The sequence below is a fragment of the Streptomyces sp. NPDC002690 genome (genome assembly GCF_053592415.1).
The window spans coordinates 18934-40031 of sequence record NZ_JBSFVR010000021.1; the positions used below are offsets into that span (position 1 = coordinate 18934).

Here is a 21098-nt window from a genome sequence, read left to right on the forward strand (position 1 = left end):
CGGCGACTGCCGGGCGGGCCCGTTTCGTGCGTACCGGGCTGCCCTCAGGCGCCGGGTGCCTCCGTCTGGCCGCGGCCCACCGGGCCCCGGCCCGAGAGCACCTCGCCGTACGCCTGCATCAGGTCCGGCAGCCGCAGCGTCGCCAGGTCGGCGCGCCCCGGCGGCGTGGCGTACCCGGAGAGCCGCAGGTCGCGGTAGGCGCAGCTCTTTTCGTACAGGGTGCGCAGGAAGCGGCCGTTGCCCAGCTCGTCGATCCATCCCTGGTCGACCACATGGCCGCTGATGCTGCGCAGCTCGTCCAGGGCCTCCTCGTCCCACAGGTCCCCGTTGGCGGCGGCCAGCACCCCGCCGATCGCGGTGAGTTCGAGCGGACGGTAGCTCGGGAAGTCGACCCGGCTGGTGAACCTCGAGGAGAGCCCCGGGTTGGTGGCCAGCAGCCGGTCCATGCCCTCCGGATAGCCGGCCAGGATGACCACCAGATGGTCCCGGTTGTCCTCCGCCCGCTTCAGCAGAACCTGGAGCGCCTCGTCTCCGTACGCGTCGCCCTTGCTGTAACCGGAGTTGGCGAGGCTGTACGCCTCGTCGACGAAGAGCACCCCGCCCAGCGCCGAGTCGATCAGCTCATTCGCCTTGACGGCGGTCTGACCGAGGAACTCGCCCACCAGGTCGGAGCGTTGGGCCTCCACCAGGTGATCGCCGCCGAGGAGGCCCAGGGCGTAGAAGACCCGGCCCAGGATGCGGGCGACCGTCGTCTTCCCGGTGCCCGAGGGGCCGGAGAACACGAAGTGCCGCTTCGGCGGCTGGACGGGAAGCCCCTGTTCGGCTCGGAGACGGGCCATGTTCAGCTGCGCGGAGAGCGCGTTGACCTGGCGCTTGACCGGATCGAGTCCGACCATCCGCTCCAGCTCGGCGAGCGCGTCGGCCAGCAACGCGGGATCGCTCGGCCCGGTGGGCAGCACCGGGCGCCCCGCACGGCCGGACCCGGCCCGCTTGACGCGCGCGCCCTCCGAGGCGGTCGTGACCACCGGGGCGACGGGGCCGAGCGGCTCGCCGCCCAGCCACGGATCGCGGCCGTCCACCAGCTCCGTACCGAGCAGCGCGTCGCCGTCCGGCTGGGACCCGGCCCCCGCCTCGTCCGCCCCGTAACCGCTCAGGGCGGCCGGGGCGAGACCGCCGGGATCGTCGAAACCGTCGTGATCGGTGATGGCCGCGAGCCGGGCCGAGGTGTCCATGAACGAGGGGTCCACCCGGTGCACCGCGCGGTAGAGAGGCAGTGCGGCGGCGCTGCGCCCCGTCCCCTCGTGCGCCCGCGCCAGCCAGTACCGCAGCTCCTTGCGCTGCGGCTGCTCGCTGCGACAGCGCATCAGCGCCGCGGAGAGCAGAGGTTCGGCCTGCCCGTACATCTCCAGCCGGACGCGGGCCATCCCGCCGAAGAGCCGTGCCTCGATCCCGAGCAGCGGGTCGTCGACGAGCCGCTCGGTGTAGCGGACCAACTGCTCCCAGTCCTTCGCGAGATAGGCCCGGCACGCGTGCAGGAACCGAACCTGTGCGTCGGTGTCCACCGGCGGGAGCCCGGCCAACGCGCGGTCCAGCTCCGGCACATGGCGGCCGTCCAGCCAGTGCGAGGCGTGCGCCAGCAGCAGATCGCGCGGCGACTCCAGCACCGGCTGTACCCACCAGCCGAGCCAGTACCAGGAGTTGAGCGTGCGTTTGTGCCGGGTGCGCTGCTCGCCGAAGCGGTCGCGGTGCCGGTACATGCTCAACAGGGCCGTGGTGGTGTCGATCCGCAGCGCGTGGAGACCCAGCCAGGCGTCCGCCATGCCGGGATCGAGCCGCACCGCGGTCCGGAACTCCTCCTCGGCGTGCGGATAGGCGCCCATGGTGTAGGCGTCCAAGCCCCGCAGCCACGCCAGTTCGGCAGGGGCGTGCGCGCCCTGCGTGCCGATGTCCATCAGGTCCCCCACACGACTGTGCCCCAGGATGTCCCGCCCGCACAGCATGCCCACGGAAGCGTCCCGAATCACCGGTTCGCGGGCGGGAATTGACCGAGCCCCCAGGCATCGTACCCACGCCGGAAAAACCACCGGAACGGTGTCACTGGTGACGGACGGTGAAGAAGAGGGGATGTGTGGTGAGCGTGGAGAGGGGGGACGGGCAGAACGAAGCCCCCGATCACGGGGGAACAACCGGGGGCCTCGCGTCCTGGATGGGCTCCGAAAAGCCGCACATTGAGAACGTAAGACCTGTAAGCCCCGCCGGTCAAGCCGAGTTGGAACATGCGCCTGGCGATTTCCGATGGCTCAAGCGGATGACCTGCCGCCTTCACCCTCCGTAGTATCGCGCCCCGTCGACGGGGTCGCACGAGGGCCCGTCAGCCACTCGTAACCGTCGGACAACTGGCGTACCAGCGAATCCGCGTACGGCCGGGAGGGGTCCTCGGTGAAGTGTTCGTCCTCCGCGGCCGTCCAGCCGTCCCAGAAAGCCGAGAGCGCCTGCCCGTCCCGCCGCCTGCCCCGCTCCCAGGAGGCCTCGCGGTCCAGCTCCATCCACCACAGTGCCGCCAACCGGGGCCGCAGGAACCGGCGTCCGGCCCCCACCCCCTCGACCAGCACCACCGGTGCGGGATCCAGCGTCCGCTCCGGCCCGAAGCGCCGGGCGGTCCAGTCGTACGGGGCGTAGCGCGCTTGTTCCCCCCGCGACAGCGGCAGCAGCACCTGCCGATGGAGCCGGTCCGTCCAGGCGAACAGCTCCTCGTGGGTGGCCAGGTCGTCCAGCCGGAGCAGCGGGGCGCCGCCCAGGGCGGCGGCGAGCCGGGTCGCCAGGGTGCTCTTCCCCGAGCCCGCGTGCCCGTCGATCGCGACGAGGCGCACCGGGCCGAGGGAGGGGGAGAGGGAGAGGAGGCCGCGGGCGCGTCCGGCCAGGTCGTTCATGGCTCCAGGGTACGGGCCCGGCCACCCGGTCCCGCCGCAGGTCAGGAGCGTACCGGCGACCCGGGCCTCGGACACCGCCCCGCGGTAGCGGTCACAGGGCGTACCAGTGGACCAGTCCAATGTTGCTCCGTCCGCGCGGGGCGAATCACTGGCCCGGCGAGGCCGGGACCCGCGATAGTTGGCCCACTGATCGACGTCGAACACGCACGCCGTACACGCGTCCCCACCCGCGCTCCGCACCCGCTTGTACACCCTCGTCCGCCAACGACTCGGGAGTCCCCCATGACCGGACCGCACACCCCCATGACCGGACCGCACGACCCCGTCACCGGACCGCACGGCCGCAGGGCCGTCCTCGCGGCCATCGCGGCCGTGGCTGCCGCATCCGCGGTGACCTCCATCGGGCCGGCCTCCGCCGCGCCCGCCCCCGCGCGCCGTCCGGCAGTCCCCTCCAAAGCCCCGGACACCGCTGTGGACAACCGCTTCTGGACGACGTACACCGACTGGCGCTCCGGCTCCGCCACCGGGACCCGGGCGGTCGCCGGCCGCAGGCCCGGCCTGGTCATCGCCGTCCCCGCCGGAACCGCCGACCACACCGACCCGCACACCGGAACGACCACCGCGTGGGAGTACGCGACCTGGACCTCGCCGGCCCACCGCAGCGCCGTACCGGCCACCGAGGTCATCGCCTCCTGGAACGCCGACACCCCGGCCGGCACCTGGATCCAGATCGAACTGCTCGGCCGCTACTCGGACGGCACCGACACCCCCTGGTACGTGATGGGCCGCTGGGCGGCGGGCGACCAGGACATCCGCCGCACCTCGGTGGACGACCAGACCGACGGGAAAAGCTCCGTCTGGACCGACACCTTCTCCGTCGACGACGCGGCGAGCGGCCTGCGCCTGACGCACTACCGGCTCCGCCTCACCCTCCACCGCACGCCCGGCACGCGCCTCACCCCGACGGTGTGGCGCGTCGGCGCGATGGCCTCCGACGTCCCGGACCGCTTCACCGCCCCCGCGAGCACCCCCGGCGAGGGCCGGGGCCACGAACTCGCGGTGCCGCGCTATTCGCAGAACCTCCACGCGGGGCAGTACCCCGAGTACGACAACGGCGGCGAGGCGTGGTGCAGCCCCACCTCCTCGCAGATGATCATCGAGTACTGGGGCCGCAAACCCACGGCCGAGCAGCTCGCCTGGGTCAAGCCCGGCCTCCCCGACCCCCAGATCTGCCACGCGGCGCGCTACACCTTCGACTACCAGTACGAGGGCTGCGGCAACTGGCCCTTCAACGCCGCCTACGCCGCCACCTACCGGGACATGTCCGCCGCCGTGACCAGGCTCGGCTCCCTCACCGACGTGGAGACGCTCGTCCGGGCCGGCATCCCGGTCATCACCTCGCAGTCCTTCCTCAAGGAGGAGCTGACGGGGGCCGGTTACGGCACCTCGGGCCACCTGATGACGGTGATCGGCTTCACCGAAACAGGCGACGTCATCGCCAACGACCCCGCCTCGAAGGACGACGACGCGGTGCGCCGCGTGTACGCGCGCGCCGAGTGGGAGCAGATCTGGCTGCGCACCAAGCGGTACGACGCGAGTGGCAACGTGCGCGGCGGTACGGGCGGGGTCTGCTACCTCTACTGGCCGACCGACCCGACCGCGGCGCAGCACCGGGTGCTGAGGTCGTTCGGGCTGGTGTGAGCCGGTAGGGCCGGCGCCCGGCCTTCGGGCTGGTGTGAGCCGGCGGCTACCTCCGCGACCCGGCGGCCGGGTTCCCGGCCGCAGCCGGGCCGCGGGGGTGGCGCGGCGCCGTCCGGCCGCGGGCAACTGTCCCGTATGGCGGCTGAGTTCGCAGAATCGGCGGTTCGGCTGCGGGCCGGTGCCCGCTCCGTAGAATGTGTGCCCTCGGAAATGCGGCTGATCGTCGGGGGGCGGGACCATGTCCGGAAAACCGCAGTTGCTCTTCATACACGGCATCGGCTCGGTGCGAACCTCGGACGTGGAAGCGCGGGAGTGGTCCACGGCCCTCGCGAACGGGGCCAGGGCGGCAGGCCACGCGGACCTGGTGTCGGGGCTCACCCGGTCCTGGGCCGCGGAGACCCGCTTCGCGAACTACAGCGATCTCTTCTACCGGGCGGGCGCCCAAGGGGGTGCCGGCGAAATCTCCGACGAGGAGCTGCCCCTGCTGCTGGAATTCCTGGACGAGCTGACCCAAGAGCTCGCCCTCCAGGCCGAGTTGGTCAACGACTCGCGATCGGTCCAGATCATCGCGAGCACCCGTGCGAAGATCCGGGCCGCCGCCGAGCCGGAGACGGTGCAGGCTCAGGGCACGCTCGCGGTGGTCCGGCGGGCGGGCAACGCACTGACGACCCTGCTCCAGCTCCCCGGCCTGCGTCAGGCATCGCAGTGGACCAGCGGAATCCAGCTGCTGCCGGTTCTCTCCCAGGTGGGCCGGTACCTCGGACGCAAGGAGCCGGACGGCGAAGGGCTCGGCCTCGACGTGCGCATCCGCGAGCGCGTGCTCGACGGTCTCGACCCGACCAGGCCACTGATCGTGATCTCGCACTCCCTCGGGACCGTCGTCGCCTACGAGGCGTTGCACCTGTACGAGGGACCTGTAGCACTGTGGCTCACCTTGGGCTCACCCCTGGCCATGGGTGCCGTGGTGCTTCAACGGCTGATGCCCCGGCCGCCTCGGACGCCGCCCGGTGTGGAGCGCTGGCTCAACTTCTGGGACAGGGACGACATCGTGGTGGCACGCCCACGCCTGGAGCGCTGGATGGAAGCCAACGCGGCGGGTGTGGTACCGGTGACCGCACCCGTCGACTCGCACGGGCTCTGGACCCACACAGCGACGAAGTACCTCACGCACAAGAACGTCGCGGGGCCCGTCGCCGAGACTCTGAAGAACCTCTGACAGGGCCCTCGATGGCCCGTCACGCGATCGTGGTCGCCTCCCAGTGCGCGACCATGCCCGTCCTGGAGAAGCTGGAGCCGGCAGCCAGAGCACTGCACCGCGTCCTGACCGATCCCGACCTGGGCGGGGCCGAACCGACCGACGACTCGCTCCTGATCGACCCGCCGTCGGCCGAGGACGTGAGGCGGGCCGTCCACGCGGCCGCCGCCCGTGCGCGGCGGGACGGTGGAGTCCTGATCGTTGCTCTGCTCGGTCACGGGTTCGTTTCCCCCGGGCTGCGGTTCATGGTCCGGGACTCCACGGAGACCTCCTCGGGATCAGCCGTGGACGTGCCGGGCCTCCTCGGGGAGGCGGCCAACGACACGGAGGGGGTGATCGCCCTCATCGACACCTGCCACGGCGGTGCGGCCCCTCCTTCCCCCGACGTCCTGGCCAGCGGGGTCAGGGACGGGCAGGTGCGGCTCGCCGTCGTCATGGCCGCGGCCGCCAACCAGGACGCGTTCGGTATGAATCTCTCCCTCGCGCTGGCCGCGGTGATCCGGCGCGGGCTGGACGACCGTGGCCCGTACCTGCTGGTCGACGACGACTTGATGAGCGCCGTCCGCGCGGAGGTGCTGAAACGAGACGTCGGCCAGACCATCGGCCGCTCGGTGTTCGACCAGTACGACTTCGCCGAGAGCGCGCTGTGGCTGTCCCACAACAGACGCGCTTCGTACGGGTCCGGCTCCGGGATCGGACCGGTGGCCGCCCGGTTGCTCGACGAGGCCACCGAGGGATGGGCGAGCAGGCCCACCCGATGGAGCCATGCCTCGCTGACCGCCCTCCTCTCCTCCGCCGGGGCCGAGCGCCCCCCGGCCCAGAAGGCGTGGGCCGAGGAGATCGAGTCGGGTCTGCGGGAATGCGAGAAGACCGTCCGCATCCTGAGGAAACACCTCCCGGACGCCATGCACACGAACGTGCTGCGCAAGGCGGCCGGGCGGGCCGGGTTTCCCGCAGGTCTGGTGAGCGAACCCAGCCTGCGTGACCTGGTCGAACACGCGGTCCTGGAAGGCAGCCCCTACGTGCGGTCCGCGCACAGGCATTCCTCGCTCGGGCGGCTGGTCGCCGCGCTCGTGGTCGAGGCGGAGACCGTACCTCCGGTGGAACTGGCCGAGTGGATCGCCGGCCACGCCGACGTCGTCTCCTACAAGGACGCCCACAAGGAGTTCCAGCAGGCGGACCAGTCCGCCCGGACCCGCCTCGTGCTGGGAATCCCCTCCATCCCCGGCAGAAACCGCGGCAGCGGTGAAGGCGGCCTGGAATGGCCGAGGCGTCTGCACGCCTGGGTGCTCCAGGGAGGCGAGACGCTGGGATCGAACGAGTTCGACGCGCCCTCCCGCGACGAAGCCGGACTGACCGCAGTCATCAAGACGGCGATCAGATGGTCCCGCGGTCGCCTGCCCGCGGACGAGCGCCTCATGCACATAGACATCGCCGCCTGCGGCCGGGCACTGGCACAGTGGCACCCGGAAGAAGCCCGCACCGGGCTGCAGAGACTGGGTATCGCGCACCGGGTCACGCTGCGGTGGAACAGCTCGATCGTGCGGGACGAATGGGCGGAGTGGGACGCCTTCGAGCTGAACGATCTCGCCGAGGAAGTACTCGACGCGATCGAGGCGGGCCACACGGAGCTCTCCTGGCTCGGCCTCGCCGACATGGCGGACCTGGACGGTCTCGCGGACCGGCTGGCCGCGGAGCCGGGCCGGCCCTGGGCGCTGGAGCAACGCCCCGACGGATGCGACGCGACACTGACGGCCCTCGCCGCGTACACCCCCATCCTGATCTGGCCCGGGAGCACAGCCATCGCACCCGGGCGATTCCGTGCCACCGTCGACGGAATGTGGCACAAGATCCAGAACGAACAGGACTGGCACACGAGCCGTGCGAGCGAACCCGCCGACCGGGGGCCGGAAGGCCTGCGGCAGGTGCGAAGGGTGTGGCACGACCGCCAATGGCTCACGTTCTGCCGCCTGTTCGAGACACCCCTGAGCAGCCCCGAAGAGGAGACGTCATGACCTGGAGTCCTTACTACCGGGGCGACGGCGTCGCGCGCGAACCGGCGCTCCCACCGCCTCCCCCGTGGCGCATACCGGGGCAGGGCGCACCCGAAGGCGTTCCGTACCGGCCCGATCCCGGACTCGTCGACGCCATCAACGCGGCGCTCCTGCTGCACCGCCCGCTTCTGCTCACCGGGCCGGCCGGCTCCGGCAAGTCCACGCTGATCAAGCACGTGGCCCACGAGGTGGGACTCGGGCGAGAACTGCACTGGCACATCACCTCGCGCAGCACTCTGACCGAGGCGCTGTACCGCTACGACGCCCTGGGCCGCATCCACGCGCAGAACCTGCGCAACGCGGCGGCCCCCGCGCGCCCCCGGCCGGCGCGACGGGGGCGACAGCAACGCGGCGACGACATCGCACCGTTCCTGAGGCTCGGCCCCCTGGGCACCGCGTTCGCCGCGGTCGGCCGGCCGCGCGCCCTCTTGATCGACGAGATCGACAAGAGCGACCTCGACCTGCCCAGTGACCTCCTGGACATCCTGGAGCGCGGAAGGTTCGAGATTCCGGAACTGTCCCGCCATCACCGCAAGCGGGTCCCGGTGCGGTTGTACGACGACACCGCGACCGTGGACGTCGTGGACGGAGTCGTCCCCTGCACGCTCTTCCCCCTGATCGTCATGACCAGCAACGGCGAACGGGATTTCCCGCCCCCCTTCCGCCGCCGCTGCATCCGGTACTCGATGCCCGTGATGACGGAGGAGAGCCTCACCGGGATCGTCGCCGCCCATCTGAGCGGCCCCGACGGAGAGGGGGCGCAACTGACGACGGGCATCCAGGAGCTGATCGCCGGTTTCGCCGGACGGCTGGCGGGCGGCGAGCACCTGGCCGTCGATCAACTCCTCAACGCCGTCCACCTCATCGGGCAGCCCATACCCGAACAGCAGAGGAGGGACCTGACCGAGCTGCTGCTCCAGGGCCTGGGCCGTGACTGAACCACCGGAGCCGTTCGGCCGGCTCGGCGCACTCGCCGCCCGGCTCGGGATGACGGCCGAAGAGCTGGCGGACGCCGTGCTGCTCGCCGCGGCGGGGTTCACGGGAGGTACCGGGGCGTCCGAGTACCCGGCGAACGACACCGACCCCGGGAACGCGCCTCCCGGATCCCGGCAGCACGACTCCCCGCCGACGACGGACCCACCGCGCGTCCGGCCGACGACGGGCGGACACGGTGTCTCCACCTACGGCCCAGCCACCGGAGAGATCCATCCGGGCGTACGCCTGACCCTGGGGCAGGCCGCGGCACTGCCCCAGGCGCTGTCCATCGGACGGGCGCTGCGCCCGCTACGGCGGCGCTGGCTGCACGGGCACCGGACGGAGCTGAACGTCGACGCGACGGCCGAGGACTACGCACGCACCGGTCTGCTCGTCCCCCACCTCGTGCCGATGCCGGAACGATGGCTGGACGTCACCGTCGTGCTGGACCGCAGCACCAGCATGGGCGTCTGGGACCCGGCAGCGGACGGACTGAACCGGATCCTGCGCTCGCTCGGCGCGCTCCGCACGCTGAACACCTGGCACCTGACCTGGAACGGCACCGAACCGGTGCTCCACGACCAACGCGGCGCACTGGTCCCGGCAGGTCAGGCCGGACGCCGCGAAGGCCAGCCGGGACGACGGGTGATGCTCGTCCTCAGCGACTGCGCGGCACCGGGCTGGCGCAGCGCGGCGGTATGGAAACAGATCTACCTCTGGAGCGGGACGACGAGCATCGCTCTCTTCAACCCGCTCCCGTCCCGGCTCTGGCACCGGACGGCCATGGACCTGCCGCTCACGGTCACGACCGCGCCGGCGCCCGTGGCTCCCAGCGGAACCTGGCGCTACGAACCTGGGCAGCCGCGTCGCTTCCGCCGGGAGAGCGGCATCCGCTCCTGGCGTGCCGTCCCGGTTCTCGGAACCGACCCGGAAGATCTCCGGCGGTGGGCCCGGACTCTGATGCGCGGCGATCCGGAGGGTTGCACGGCCGTCCTGGTCCCGGACACCGGGCGCCCGCCCCAACGAGCTCGTCGGACCTCGGCCCGCGGGGCCGCTGCCCCCGCTCCTGGCGCGGGCGCGAAAGCCGAGGCTTTTCTCCGGACCGCCCGGACGCCGGCCACCCGGCTCGCCATCCACGCCGCGGCCCTCGACACCTTCACGCTCCCGATTCTCCACGCACTGCGTGAACAGGCCGTTCCCGAAGCCCGCTTGGACGACTTCGCCGAGCTCATCACCGCCGACCTCTGCACCGTCCAGCGCGATCCGGAAGCGGACGATCTGTACACCTTCCGCCCCGAAGCCCTGGACCACCTGCGCCGGAAGCTGACGCGACAGACCGCGTGGCGTACCCACCAGGCTCTCACCCGGCACATCGCCAGCCGTCCCTGGACCCCGGACGGCTTCGCCGCCGTCGTGCAGACCGCCACCGGTACGCCTCTGCCCTCGGCCCTGGTCCCCTTCGCGGAAGCGGCCGACTCCGTACTCCGGCAGCTGGGTGTCACCATTCCGGGGGTCCCGGCTCCGCTTCCTCCCGCACAGGTTCCCGACAGGGTCGCGGTGCCCGAGCCGTCGGAGACTCTCGTACCGCCCGAGCCGGTCTCCAGCGCCGCGGTCTTGCGGGAACGCCTCCGGGAGGTGTTGGACGCCCCGCCGCAGGACTGGCTCGTCAAGATCCGGCTCCTGGAGTCACTCGCCGCCGACCACGTGCGACTTCTCGGGGAGCGTCACCCCGACACCGTCTCGGCGCGCGCCAGTCTCGCCACGTCCTACTACGAGGCGGGCCGGGTCGAAGAGGCAGCCGTCATCCGGGAGCGGGTGCTGGCCGACTTCGAGGCGGCTCTCGGCCCCCACCATCCCGATACGTTCAGCGCGCGCGCCGACCTCGCCACGTCCTACTACGAGGCGGGCCGGGTCGAAGAGGCCATCGCCATGGAGGTACGGGTACTGGCCGACCGGGAGAGAGTTCTCGGCGACGATCATCCCGACACCGTCACCGCGCGCGCGGACCTGGTTGCCTTCTACCGCCGGGCAGGTCGCTTCGAAGAGGCCACCACCGTCCGTGAGCGGATGCCGGCCGCCCCTGAGGAGATTCCCGGAGAGGACCGGTACGGCACCCCGGAGCCCGCGGGGACGGCCGCTGTCCTGCCGGACGCGAGCCCCGCCGAACCGCCATCGGGGCCGGGCGCCGGTCCTGACCCCGAGGCGGACGCGCCCGCCGTCCGCTCCGGCCCCGCCGCCCCGGACCTCCGCAGCGGGAGGACCCGTCGCGGGGTGTCGCCCTACTTCTTCCTGAGCTACGCGCGTACCCCGAGGTATGGCGGTGGGGAGCCGGACATATGGGTTGAGCGGCTCTTCGCTGATCTGTGCGGCCATGTGATGGCCATGACGGGACTGCCCGCCGGTACGTCCCCCGGTTTCATGGACCGGCAGACACGGCCGGGCGAGATCTGGCCTCCGGACCGGCTGGGCGAGATGCTGGCCGACTGCCGGGTTTTCGTCCCGCTGATCTCGCCGCGCTACGTCGCCAGTGAGATGTGCGGCAAGGAGTGGCATGCCTTCGAGCAGCGAACCATCCATCACCGCGCCCGGTCGAATCAGCCCGTGGAGGCCATTGTTCCCGCGCTCTGGGTTCCGGTGGAATTCGGTCAACTCCCCCGCGTGGTGGAGCGGTTGCAATTCGCTCATCGGGATTTCGGAGAGCGCTATGTCACTGACGGACTATTTGGGCTGATCAAACTCAGGCTCTTCGCCGAGGAGTACGAACGTGCGGTGTACGAGCTGGCCAAACGCATTGTGACCGTCGCCGAGACCGGGGGCTTGGAACCCAGCAGGGTGGTGCCGGACCTCCGCCTCCTTCCCAGTGCCTTCGGATCGCGGAGCGATTCGGAGGACGGCAGGCCCGTCAAGCTCACCGTGGTCGCACCCACTCTTCGTGATCTGCCCGTGGGGCGTGGACCGGATTGCTACGGAGCCAGTGCCGAGGACTGGAATCCCTATTACCCGGCATCCGCGCGTCCGCTGGTACACGTCACCGAGGAACTGGTGCGCTCGCTCGGGTACGAAGCCGTCAGCACCTCGTTCGACCTGGACTCCGGATCCCAGGGGAGGGGGCGAATCCCTGACGGCCCGGAGATCCTCCTCATCGACCGCTGGGCTCTTCAGGACGAGGACCGCAGGCGCAGGCTCGCCGCCTTCGACAGGGAGAGCCGGCCCTGGACGGCGGTGGTCGTGCCCTGGAACCGGGAAGATGCCCGGAGCCGGGCGGCCGAGGTGGAACTGACCGAGTTGCTCGAGCGGACCATGCCCGTCACCCTGCGGCAGGGACGGCTTCTCGCGGATGCGGCGGTTCAAGGGGTACCCACTATGGAAGCGTTCGGACAGGTCCTTCCCCAGATGGTCGAGGCGGCTGCCCAGGCGCACCGGCTGCACACGACGTCCCACCCGCCGACGGACTGACAGCTCCGTCCGGCCTCGGGCCGGGCGGGAGTTCGGGCGGTCGCCCGACGGCGGGGCCCGCGCCCTGTGCGCCCCGCGCGTCGTCGAGTCGCCGGACGGGCGGCCCGTGCAGCGGGGGCGTGGACCAGGAATCCGGCATGGGCGGTGGCACCGGAGAAACCGGCGCCCGGGAAGCGAGGAGCAGGACATGGTGACGGGCGAACAGGAAGAGACCGTGGGGGACCCGCCCATGGTGACGGTGGGCATCGACCTGGCCGGCTACACCGGGACGACGGGCGCCTGCCGTATCACCTGGGCGCGGAAGCCGGTCGTCGAGATCCTGGACACGAGGAACGACGAAGACCTGCTGGCGGCGATGCGGACCGCCGACAAGACCGGCCTGGACTCTCCCATCGGCTGGCCGGTGGCGTTCACCTCCCTGCTCAACGCCCACCAGGCAGGAACGAGGCTGCCCGTGCGGACCCGCTACCTGCCGCTGGCCGACGGGCGCCAGGGGCTGGGCCGGTTCACCCATCGTCTGACCGACGACGTGGCATGGAAGCGCACCGGTGCGGGCGAGCGGCGCCCCCTCTCGGTCGCGGCCGACAAGCTGGGCGTCGTCGCCATGCGCGCGGTGGACCTCCTGGAACGACTGGCCGGGGGCGGTCCCGCCGTTCCGCGGGACGGCTCCGGCTCCGTCGCGGAGGTTTATCCGGCGTTCGCCCTGGTGCAGTGGGGGCTCGCGAGCAAGGTCAGTTACAAGAGCCGCAAGCCTGCCGCTCTCGCTGCGAGGGCGCAGATCCTTGCCGGGCTCGTCGACGGCCTGGGCCTCGACATCGGCGAGCGGGTGCGGGACCGGTGCACGCGCAGCGACCACGACCTGGACGCGCTGATCTCGGCAGTCGTCGCACGGGCCGCGGCGTGCGGGATGACCCATCAGCCCGCCACCGACGAGGAGAACGCCATGGGCGCGGTGGAGGGGTGGATGCATCTGCCCAGACGGGACCTTCCGCTCGCCGCCCTGCGCGACGGGGCGATTCCCTGACCGGGCGCTCCCTCGACTGCTCCTCGTCGAGGAGCTGAGCCTCGACGACATGACACCGCCCCCCGCCGGTCGTCCGGCTGGGGGGCGGTGCGCAGGGGATCGGACCCGGGCCCGGGACCCGTCACCGCGTCGGAAGAGCGGTGGGGGAGTGGGCCGCGGGATCAGGGAGCGGTGCCCCAGGAGAGGGTGCCGCCCACGTACGCGCCGATCTTCGACGCGTCCGCGAAGGAGGTGTTGGTGCCGCGGCTGTAGTCGTCCGCCTCGCTGAAGTTGGACCAGTCGCTCTTGTTGATCCGGAGCTGGATCTCACCGGTGGAGGCGCCGGCGGCCAGGGTGCCGCTGCCGAAGCCGACCTCCAGGTAGTGGCTGGCGCCGGTCGCCGAACCGCCGCCCGTCACACCGAGGGTCACGGTTCCGCAGCCGACGACCGCGTAGTCGCACGCGGTGCCGAAGGTGGAGGCCCCACCGTCGGGGGTGAACCAGTAGCGCAGCTTCACGGTGGACAGGTTCACCGCGGCGCTGCCGGTGTTGACCAGCTGGAGGGACATCCGGATCTGGTTGTCGGTGGCGGAGGAGTCCGTGCTCTTGTACTGGACCTTGACCGTGCCCGTCCCGGTGCCGCCGCTCGCGGAGGTGGTGACGGAGAGGGCGCTGGAGGCCGACGAGACGTTGCCGGCGGCGTCCTTGGCCTTGACGGTGTAGCTGTAGGCGGTCGAGGCGGTCAGGCCGGTGTCCGTGTAGGAGGTGGTGGTGGAGGAGCCCACCTTCACTCCGGCGCGGAAGATGTCGTAGCCGGTGACGGCGACGTTGTCCGTGGACGCGGTCCAGGAGAGCGAGACGCTGCTGCTGGTCTTCGCCGTGGACGTCAGGCCGGTCGGGGCGGTGGGCGCCGTGGTGTCGGTGGTGCCGCCGCTCGCGGAGGTGGTGACGGAGAGGGCGCTGGAGGCCGACGAGACGTTGCCGGCGGCGTCCTTGGCCTTGACGGTGTAGCTGTAGGCGGTCGAGGCGGTCAGGCCGGTGTCCGTGTAGGAGGTGGTGGTGGAGGAGCCCACCTTCACTCCGGCGCGGAAGATGTCGTAGCCGGTGACGGCGGTGTTGTCGGTCGACGCGGTCCAGGAGAGCGAGACGCTGCTGCTGGTCTTCGCCGTCGAGGTCAGGCCGGTCGGGGCGGTCGGGGCGGTGGTGTCGGTGGTGCCGCCGCCGGTGATCGGCGGGTAGGCGTTGCGCACGAGCTCCTGGAACTGCGCGGAGAACCAGTGGCCCGCGAGCGGGGAGTTCGCCAGGGCGCCGGTCAAGCTGTTGCCGTTGCGGCCGTTACCGGTGTACGTGGGGTCGCACATCCGGTCGAAGCCCTTGCCCTCGTCGTTGGCGATGGGGGCGCTGTTGCCGTCCGACTCCCCCGGGGGCTTGGCCCAGACGTAGGCGTCGATACCGGTCTCCGGGGCGGCGGTGGGACGCTCGCCGATGCCGGCTCCGCTCTGGTTGCACCAGTTGCCCGCGTGGATGCGGCGGTCGACCCGGCCGCCGTCCACGTAGGTGTCCACGGTCGTCAGCGGACCGGCGGAGGTGGGCCGCGCGGAGCCGCCCCAGCCGTTGCGGGCCGTGTCGATCAGCATGCCGATGTTGGAGTTGAAGCCCTGGCTCACCAGCAGGGTACGCAGCGCCTGGGCGAACGACAGCTCGTCGACGTAGTAGTTCCAGTCGACCCACTTGGACTGGCGCACGGTCGTGCCGTTCACCGAGTCGGTGACCTTGAAGTTCGGCTCCTTGAGAGCCGAGTAGTTGGCCGTGTTGACGATGAAGCCCGTGACGTCGTTGACCGTCGCGCCCTCGGACGTCGCGGCCTTCTTGAACTCCGCGGCGGCCGGGCTCATGTTGCTGTCCCAGCCGAGCCAGCCGTGGTGCGCGGCGTCGATGTAGTTGTAGACGTTGGGAATGGCGCCCAGGGTGTGCAGCGCGTAGCCGACGCCCTTCTCGTAGTTGCCGTTCGCCTTCATCGTCGCGCAGGCGTCGGTCGAACCGGCCGTGCCGCCCGCGTTGGTGACCAGGTTCGGCAGCGAGTCGGGCTCGATGATCGTGACGATGCGCAGGTTCGCGTACGCCGGGTCGGCGAGGATCGCGGCGATCGGGTCGATGTACTCGCTCTCGTAGCGGCCGAGCTCCGTGGGACCGAGCTCACCGTTGGACGCCAGCGCGGCGCAGTCGCGTCCCGGCAGGTCGTAGATGACGACCTGGAACAGGTTCGCGCCCTGGGCCAGTGCCGTGTCGAGGTGCGCGCGCAGGCCCCTCGCCTCGGAAGAGCCCGCGATGGCCGCGATGCGGTCCATCCAGACGAAGGCGGGGGTGTTGGCGATGGCGGCGCCGCCCGGTTCGGCCGCGGCCTTCGCGGACCAGTCGGGGTTCACGTAGGCCGTGGCGCCCACGTAGGGGTTGTCGACCCGGGCCGTGGCCGCGGCCGAGGCGGGACTGGGGAGGGCGACGGCCAGCGCCGCGCCCATGGCCAGGGCGGAGACTGCGGCCAGTCTCCGGCGCAGCCCGCGCATGATGGTGCCTCTGGTACTCATTGCGGCTCTGTGTTCCTTTCGTACGCCCGCGGGTGTTCGCCGCGGGCGGTTTCGGGGGTGCGGACCGGGAGCGGGTGGCCGGGTCAGGGCTTCCTCGCTCCCGTCAGGTCTCCGCCGTCCGGTGGCGGGGCCTGCCGTGCGTCGTGGGGGACGGTGGTGTCGTGGGGGACGGGTGGTGCTGCCCGATGGCGGGTTCCGCGGGGCGTGGGTGACCCGCCATCGGGAGTGGGTGGGGTGGCCGGCGCGGTCAGCGTCCGGTCACGGTGCGGCGGTTCGCGGGGCGGCGGGTCACGGTGCGGTGCCCCAGGCGAGGACGCCGGCGACGTAGGCCCCGACCTTCGCGGAGTCGGCGTACGCGGTGTTGGTGCCGCGGCTGTAGTCGTCGCTCTCGCTGAAGTTGGACCAGTCGCTCTTGTTGAGGCGCAGTTGGAGCTCGCCCGTCGACGCGCCGGCGGCCAGGGTGCCCGCGCCGCCGGTGAAGCCGACCTCCAGATAGCGCTCGGCGCCCGTCTTCGGACTGGAGACCGCGACCACCGAGTGCGTGATGTTGGACGAGCCGAGCGCGGCGTAGTCGCAGTAGGTGCCGAAGGTGCTCGCCCCGCCGTCGGAGGAGAACCAGTACCGCAGCTTCACCGTCGACAGGTCGATCGGGGCGCTGCCGGTGTTGACCACCTGGAGGGCCAGCCTGATCTGGTTGTCGGTGGCCGAGGAGTCGGTGTTCTTGTACTGGACCTTCACCGCGCCGGTGCCGGTCGAGCCGCCCGACTTCGTGGTGGCGGCGACCGCGGCCGACAGTGCCGAGGTGTTGCCGGCGGCGTCGCGGGCCGCGACCGCGTAGCTGTACGCGGTGGCCGCGGCGAGACCCGAGTCGGTGAACGTCGTGCTGGTGGCGTTCCCCGCCAGTACCCCGTTGCGGTACACGTCGTAGCCGGTCACGGCGGTGTTGTCGGTCGACGCGGTCCAGGAGAGCGAGACGCTGTTGGCGGTCGTCGCGGTCACCGCGAGCGAGGCCGGGACGGTCGGCGCCTGGGTGTCCCCGCTCGGCGTGCCACCCGCCACCAGCAGCTCCGCGTAGATCGCGAAGGCCAGCGCGAGCGCCGCCTGCGCCCAGAACCGGTGGTAGGTGAACGTGGGCGCGGCGCCACCGTCCAGGTACGCCTGCACCTTCGGCCAGTCCGGGTCGTTCTTGTACCAGCTGCGGATGGAGATGAAGGTCGAACCCGGCTTGATCGGGTCGCCGTTCGGCATCTTGCCCGACCAGCCGGCGGGGATGTACACCTCGTCGTCGAACCGGTTGTAGTCGCGCCGGGTCTCCGGCACCGAGATGCCCTTGGTGGTGGCGTTCAGCGCCATCGCGTCCAGCAGCGCCTTGGCGAGCGCCGCCGCGTTCTTGTCGCCCGACTTGGCGGCGTAGTAGGTGAGCGTCTTGACGTACGCGGCGCCCACACCGACGTCGTTGGCGTAGTCCAGCACCGTGACGTGCAGGCCCGCGTTGGTCCCGGGGGAAGCCGCGTTCCAGGTGTCCGGTTGGCCCGACCAGTTGAGCGTGGAGGGGAAGCGGAAGCTGCCGTCGGAGCCCACCGTCGTCTCGGACGAGGCCCAGGCGACCCACTTGGACAGTATGGCCTTCGCGGACGCGTTGCCCGTCTCGTGGTAGTAGGCCGCGAGGCGCTCCATGCCCCACGCCTGGAAGCCGAACCAGTTGTTGCTCGCCGGGTCGTGGTAGACCGGCTGCCAGTCGTAGGCCATGCCGTAGAAGGTCGGGGTACCGGTCGGCGGCTTGCTGTAGCTCCCTTCCCAGCTGTTGGTGCAGCCGCCCGCGAACGCCCCCTCGTTCGACTGCAGCCAGGTCAGGAACTCCAGCTGCCGGGTCAGGCTCTTGGTCCAGTCGCCCTTGGCCGTCGCCGACTTGGGGGTCAGCGCCGGTACGTTGGACAGCGCCCAGGCCGCCAGCGGGTTCTGGTAGCCCTGGTGGGAGGCGCTGTCACCGATGCGCCAGGCCCATCCGCCGCCGCTGCCCGCCGCGGCGCCGCCCCAGGCGTAGTACCAGGACAGCAGGTAGTGCTGGGAGTCACGGCCGGAGCCGGCCGGGCAGGAAGCCGGGTCGGTGCAGTCGCCGACCCGCTTGAAGTACTTGTCGAACATCGCGTAGCGGAGGTAGTCGCCCATCTTGGCGGCCTTCGCGAGCGAACCCGCGACGTCGCTCCCCTTGCCCTGGGCGGTGGCCCAGCGGTACGCCCAGTAGGCAGCCTGCACCGCGCGGGCGTCGGCGTCCGGCGCGTTGGTGTACTTCCACTGCTTCGCGTAGCTGGAGTCACCCACGAAGAGGTCGAGATATCCGTTGGGGCCGCCGTACTTGAACAGGTCGGTGGTGGGCTGCGGGACCGTCTCCCACACCGATTCCTGCGCACCGCGCTGGTAGGTGTTGATGAAGGAGGCGCCGGCGCCCGGCCCCGCCTCGCCGCCGGTGCCCGGCTTGTTTCCGTAGCCGTAGACGTTGTCCAGGTCCATCAGCCAGTGCATGCCGTAGACGTCCATCGTTCCGTAGGACGCGGCGAGTTCGGTGGCGAGCGGGTCCGCACCGGACTTGACCGTGCCGTTGAGCGCGGAGGGGTAGGCGCTCGGCAGCGGGTGTTCCGGAGCGTAGGTCGCGGGGGCCGACGGGTTGTAGGAGTCGGCGGTCGACTGGTCCGCGTGCTGCGGGATGATGGTCTTCTCGGCCACCGCCCAGGCCGCGTTGAAGGGCGCCCAGTCCCCGGTGACCCTGCCGTACGCGGCCTCCAGCCACATCCAGAAACTGACGGCCTCCGACGTGGTCTGGTGACCGTGGTCGGGTGCCTCGACCATCAGGGTCTCGACGGAGTGGTACGGCAGGCCGTCCGGGCTGAAGTAGCCGTTGGCGGACGCCTTGATCTTGCCGTACTGGGTCAGGAACGCCTGGGTGTACGGGTCGGTGGCCGCAGCTGCGGTCGTGGCCGCGAGGGCGTTGGTGCCGGCGTCGTCCGCCTGGGACGTGGGCTTGGCGACGGCTATGCCCTGCGCCATACCGAGGGCGAGGACGCTGCCACCCAGGGCGCCGCTGAATGTTCTCCGTGAAATCGACACAAATCCTCCGCTGGCGGGTGTCGTTGGGGGGGAAGGGGGTGAAGGGAGAGGGCTCGGGGGTCGCACGGGGCCGCGATGGGCGGGTGCGGGGGTGCGGGGGTGCGGGGGTGCGGGGCGTGTGGCCGGTGTGGCCGGCGGTCAGGGCTCGATGCCCCAGACCAGCTCGCCACCCACGTAGACGGCGATCTTCGGGGCGTCCGCGTACGAGGTGCCGGTGCCCCGGCTGTAGTCGTCCGACTCGTCGAAGACGGACCAGTCCGTCTTGTTCAGCCGCAGCTGGATCTCGCCCGTCGCGGCTCCCGGGGCGAGGCTGCCACCGGTGAAGCCGACTTCGAGGTAGTGGTCCGCGCCCGCTTCCGGGGTGTCCATGGCGACCACCCGGTGGGTTACGGTGGAGCAGCCGATCGGCGACCAGTCGCACCAACTGTTGTAAGTGGAAGCTCCGTTGCCGGCGGTGAACCAGTAGCGGACCTTCACGTCCGTGAGGCCGAGAGCGGAACCACCGGTGTTCACCAGTTGGAGACCGGGTTTGATCTGGTTGTCGCCCACCGATGAATCACTGTTGCGGTACTGCGCCTTGAGCGCCGCGGGTTCGCCGCCCTGTCCGCCGTCGTCCCCGCCCAGGGCCGTGCGCACGGCGGCGTGGGCGGGCTTCGGCAGCAGGTTCTCGTCGTACAGATTGGCCGCGCCCTGGCCGGGGAACGTGCTCGGGACCCAGGAGTACTTGTCGGTGTAGTCCCAGACCGTGATGCCGACGCAGCGCTCGACCGCCAGGCATGCCTCGACCACCTGTTGGTAGTACGTGGACTGAGTGGCGGACTTGGCCGCGTCGGACGGCAGTTGCATGCGGACGTCGAGTTCCGTGACGGCGACGTCGAGGCCGAGATCGGCGAACCGCTTCATGTTCGCCTGCATCTGGTACGGGAAGCCGTACTGGACGGCCAGATGTGCCTGCATCCCGACTCCGTCGAGCGGTACGCCCTCGTCGAGCAGTTCGCTCACCAGGGCGTACATGGCGTCGCTCTTCGCGCCGAGCCCTTCGATGTTGTAGTCGTTGAGGTACAGCTTGGCGTCCGGGTCCGCGGCATGGGCGGCGCGCAGGGCGGTGGCGATGTAGTCGGTGCCCATGGCGTTGTAGAAGGGACTCGTGCGGAAGGTCCCGTCCTCGTTGAACGGCTCGTTCACCACGTCCCACGCGGTGACCGCGCCACGGTAGTGCGTTGCCTCCTCGGTGATGTGATGGGTCATCGCCGCCTCGACCTGCGCCGACGGCAGAGCGCCGACCCAACTGGGCAACTGGCTGTGCCAGACGAGGGTGTGGCCCCGCACGGTCTGGTCGTGCTGCGCCGCGAAAGCCGTGATCACGTCGCCCTTGGTGAAGTTGAACTGGCCCTGGACCGGCTCGGTGGTGTCCCACTTCATCGAGTTGCCGGGCGTGATCTGTCCGAATTCGGAGCCCAGGGTTGCCGCGTACGCGGCGTCGGCGAGTTCGGGGTTGTCCGTGGCGGAGCCGAAGTACTTGCCCTGGGCGGTGGCGAGTTCATGCAGTGTGCCCTGCTGGACCGCGGTGGCCGGCCCACCCGTCAGGGCGAACGCGAGGGTGAGGGCTCCCACCAGGGCGGGTGTCGAGAGCATGCGTGCCAGGCGTCGCCGGGCAAGCGGGACTTCCGCAACGTGCTTGGGGAGGGCCGAAAGCCCTCGGGTACGACCGTGTCCGCAGCGCTTCACCGAGCTCATGGCAAACGCCTTCCTCTGCCGGGCAGCATGGAGCGTGACGGGGGCGCGTCGGCGCCCCGGCACGCCCTTTCTCCGTCCGGTGCTGGGGGAGAAAGGGATGGGGTGGACTGTGCGGGTTCCTGGCTGTGGGAGCGCTCCCAAGGTGGCGTGGTGATGCGCACCTGTCAAGACCTGAATCACAATTGCCTTACGAGCGTGTTAACGCGACCACACGTTGAACGGGCGTCCCTGTGGGACCGGCTGATGGTCGTCGAGGGGGTGTGCCGTGCGACCGGAGCGGCGAGGAGCCGGGCGGTG

The 21098-nt window shown here is 71.0% G+C and carries 11 protein-coding genes; 6 read left to right on the plus strand and 5 right to left on the minus strand.

Going from position 1 to position 21098, the window contains the following annotated elements:
• Positions 1-44 precede the first annotated feature (44 nt).
• Positions 45-1952: an AAA family ATPase gene (locus ACWD3D_RS05325; RefSeq protein WP_451459593.1), complete on the minus strand. Its 1908-nt coding sequence runs from the start codon at positions 1950-1952 to the stop codon at positions 45-47.
• A 348-nt stretch (positions 1953-2300) separates the two neighbouring features.
• Positions 2301-2930, minus strand: coding sequence for a uridine kinase family protein (locus ACWD3D_RS05330; RefSeq protein WP_451459580.1), 630 nt, complete (start codon positions 2928-2930; stop codon positions 2301-2303).
• A 282-nt stretch (positions 2931-3212) separates the two neighbouring features.
• Here ACWD3D_RS05330 and ACWD3D_RS05335 point away from each other — a divergent pair, with 282 nt between their 5' ends.
• The 6 genes from ACWD3D_RS05335 (at position 3213) to ACWD3D_RS05360 (ending at position 13395) form a co-directional block, all read left to right on the plus strand.
• On the plus strand, positions 3213-4631 hold the full coding sequence (locus ACWD3D_RS05335; RefSeq protein ID WP_451459581.1) for a peptidase C39 family protein: 1419 nt from the start codon (positions 3213-3215) through the stop codon (positions 4629-4631).
• Between the two features lie 238 nt (positions 4632-4869).
• Complete coding sequence (locus ACWD3D_RS05340; protein ID WP_451459582.1) at positions 4870-5847, plus strand: hypothetical protein; 978 nt, start codon at positions 4870-4872, stop codon at positions 5845-5847.
• An 11-nt stretch (positions 5848-5858) separates the two neighbouring features.
• Positions 5859-7901, plus strand: a complete 2043-nt coding sequence (locus ACWD3D_RS05345) for a vWA-MoxR associated conflict system protein (protein WP_451459583.1) — start codon at positions 5859-5861, stop codon at positions 7899-7901.
• On the plus strand, positions 7898-8878 hold the full coding sequence (locus ACWD3D_RS05350) for an AAA family ATPase (protein ID WP_451459584.1): 981 nt from the start codon (positions 7898-7900) through the stop codon (positions 8876-8878). The genes ACWD3D_RS05345 and ACWD3D_RS05350 overlap by 4 nt, the downstream gene beginning before the upstream one ends.
• Entirely contained in the window at positions 8871-12371 is a 3501-nt protein-coding gene (locus ACWD3D_RS05355) for a TIR-like protein FxsC (protein ID WP_451459585.1), read from the plus strand. Before ACWD3D_RS05350 ends, ACWD3D_RS05355 begins: the two co-directional genes overlap by 8 nt.
• Before the next feature lie 187 nt (positions 12372-12558).
• Positions 12559-13395: a DUF429 domain-containing protein gene (locus ACWD3D_RS05360; RefSeq protein ID WP_451459586.1), complete on the plus strand. Its 837-nt coding sequence runs from the start codon at positions 12559-12561 to the stop codon at positions 13393-13395.
• 161 nt (positions 13396-13556) lie between these two features.
• Here the strand turns inward: ACWD3D_RS05360 and ACWD3D_RS05365 are convergent, their stop codons facing one another.
• The 3 genes from ACWD3D_RS05365 to ACWD3D_RS05375 all read right to left on the minus strand — a co-directional run bounded on the left by ACWD3D_RS05365 (position 13557) and on the right by ACWD3D_RS05375 (position 20699).
• A complete protein-coding gene (locus tag ACWD3D_RS05365) occupies positions 13557-15959 on the minus strand; it encodes a glycoside hydrolase family 6 protein (RefSeq protein WP_451459587.1) in 2403 nt (800 codons plus the stop codon).
• Positions 15960-16247: 288 nt separating this feature from the next.
• Positions 16248-19004: a glycoside hydrolase family 48 protein gene (locus ACWD3D_RS05370; protein WP_451459594.1), complete on the minus strand. Its 2757-nt coding sequence runs from the start codon at positions 19002-19004 to the stop codon at positions 16248-16250.
• A gap of 198 nt (positions 19005-19202) precedes the next feature.
• On the minus strand, positions 19203-20699 hold the full coding sequence (locus ACWD3D_RS05375) for an endo-1,4-beta-xylanase (protein WP_451459588.1): 1497 nt from the start codon (positions 20697-20699) through the stop codon (positions 19203-19205).
• Positions 20700-21098: the final 399 nt, after the last annotated feature.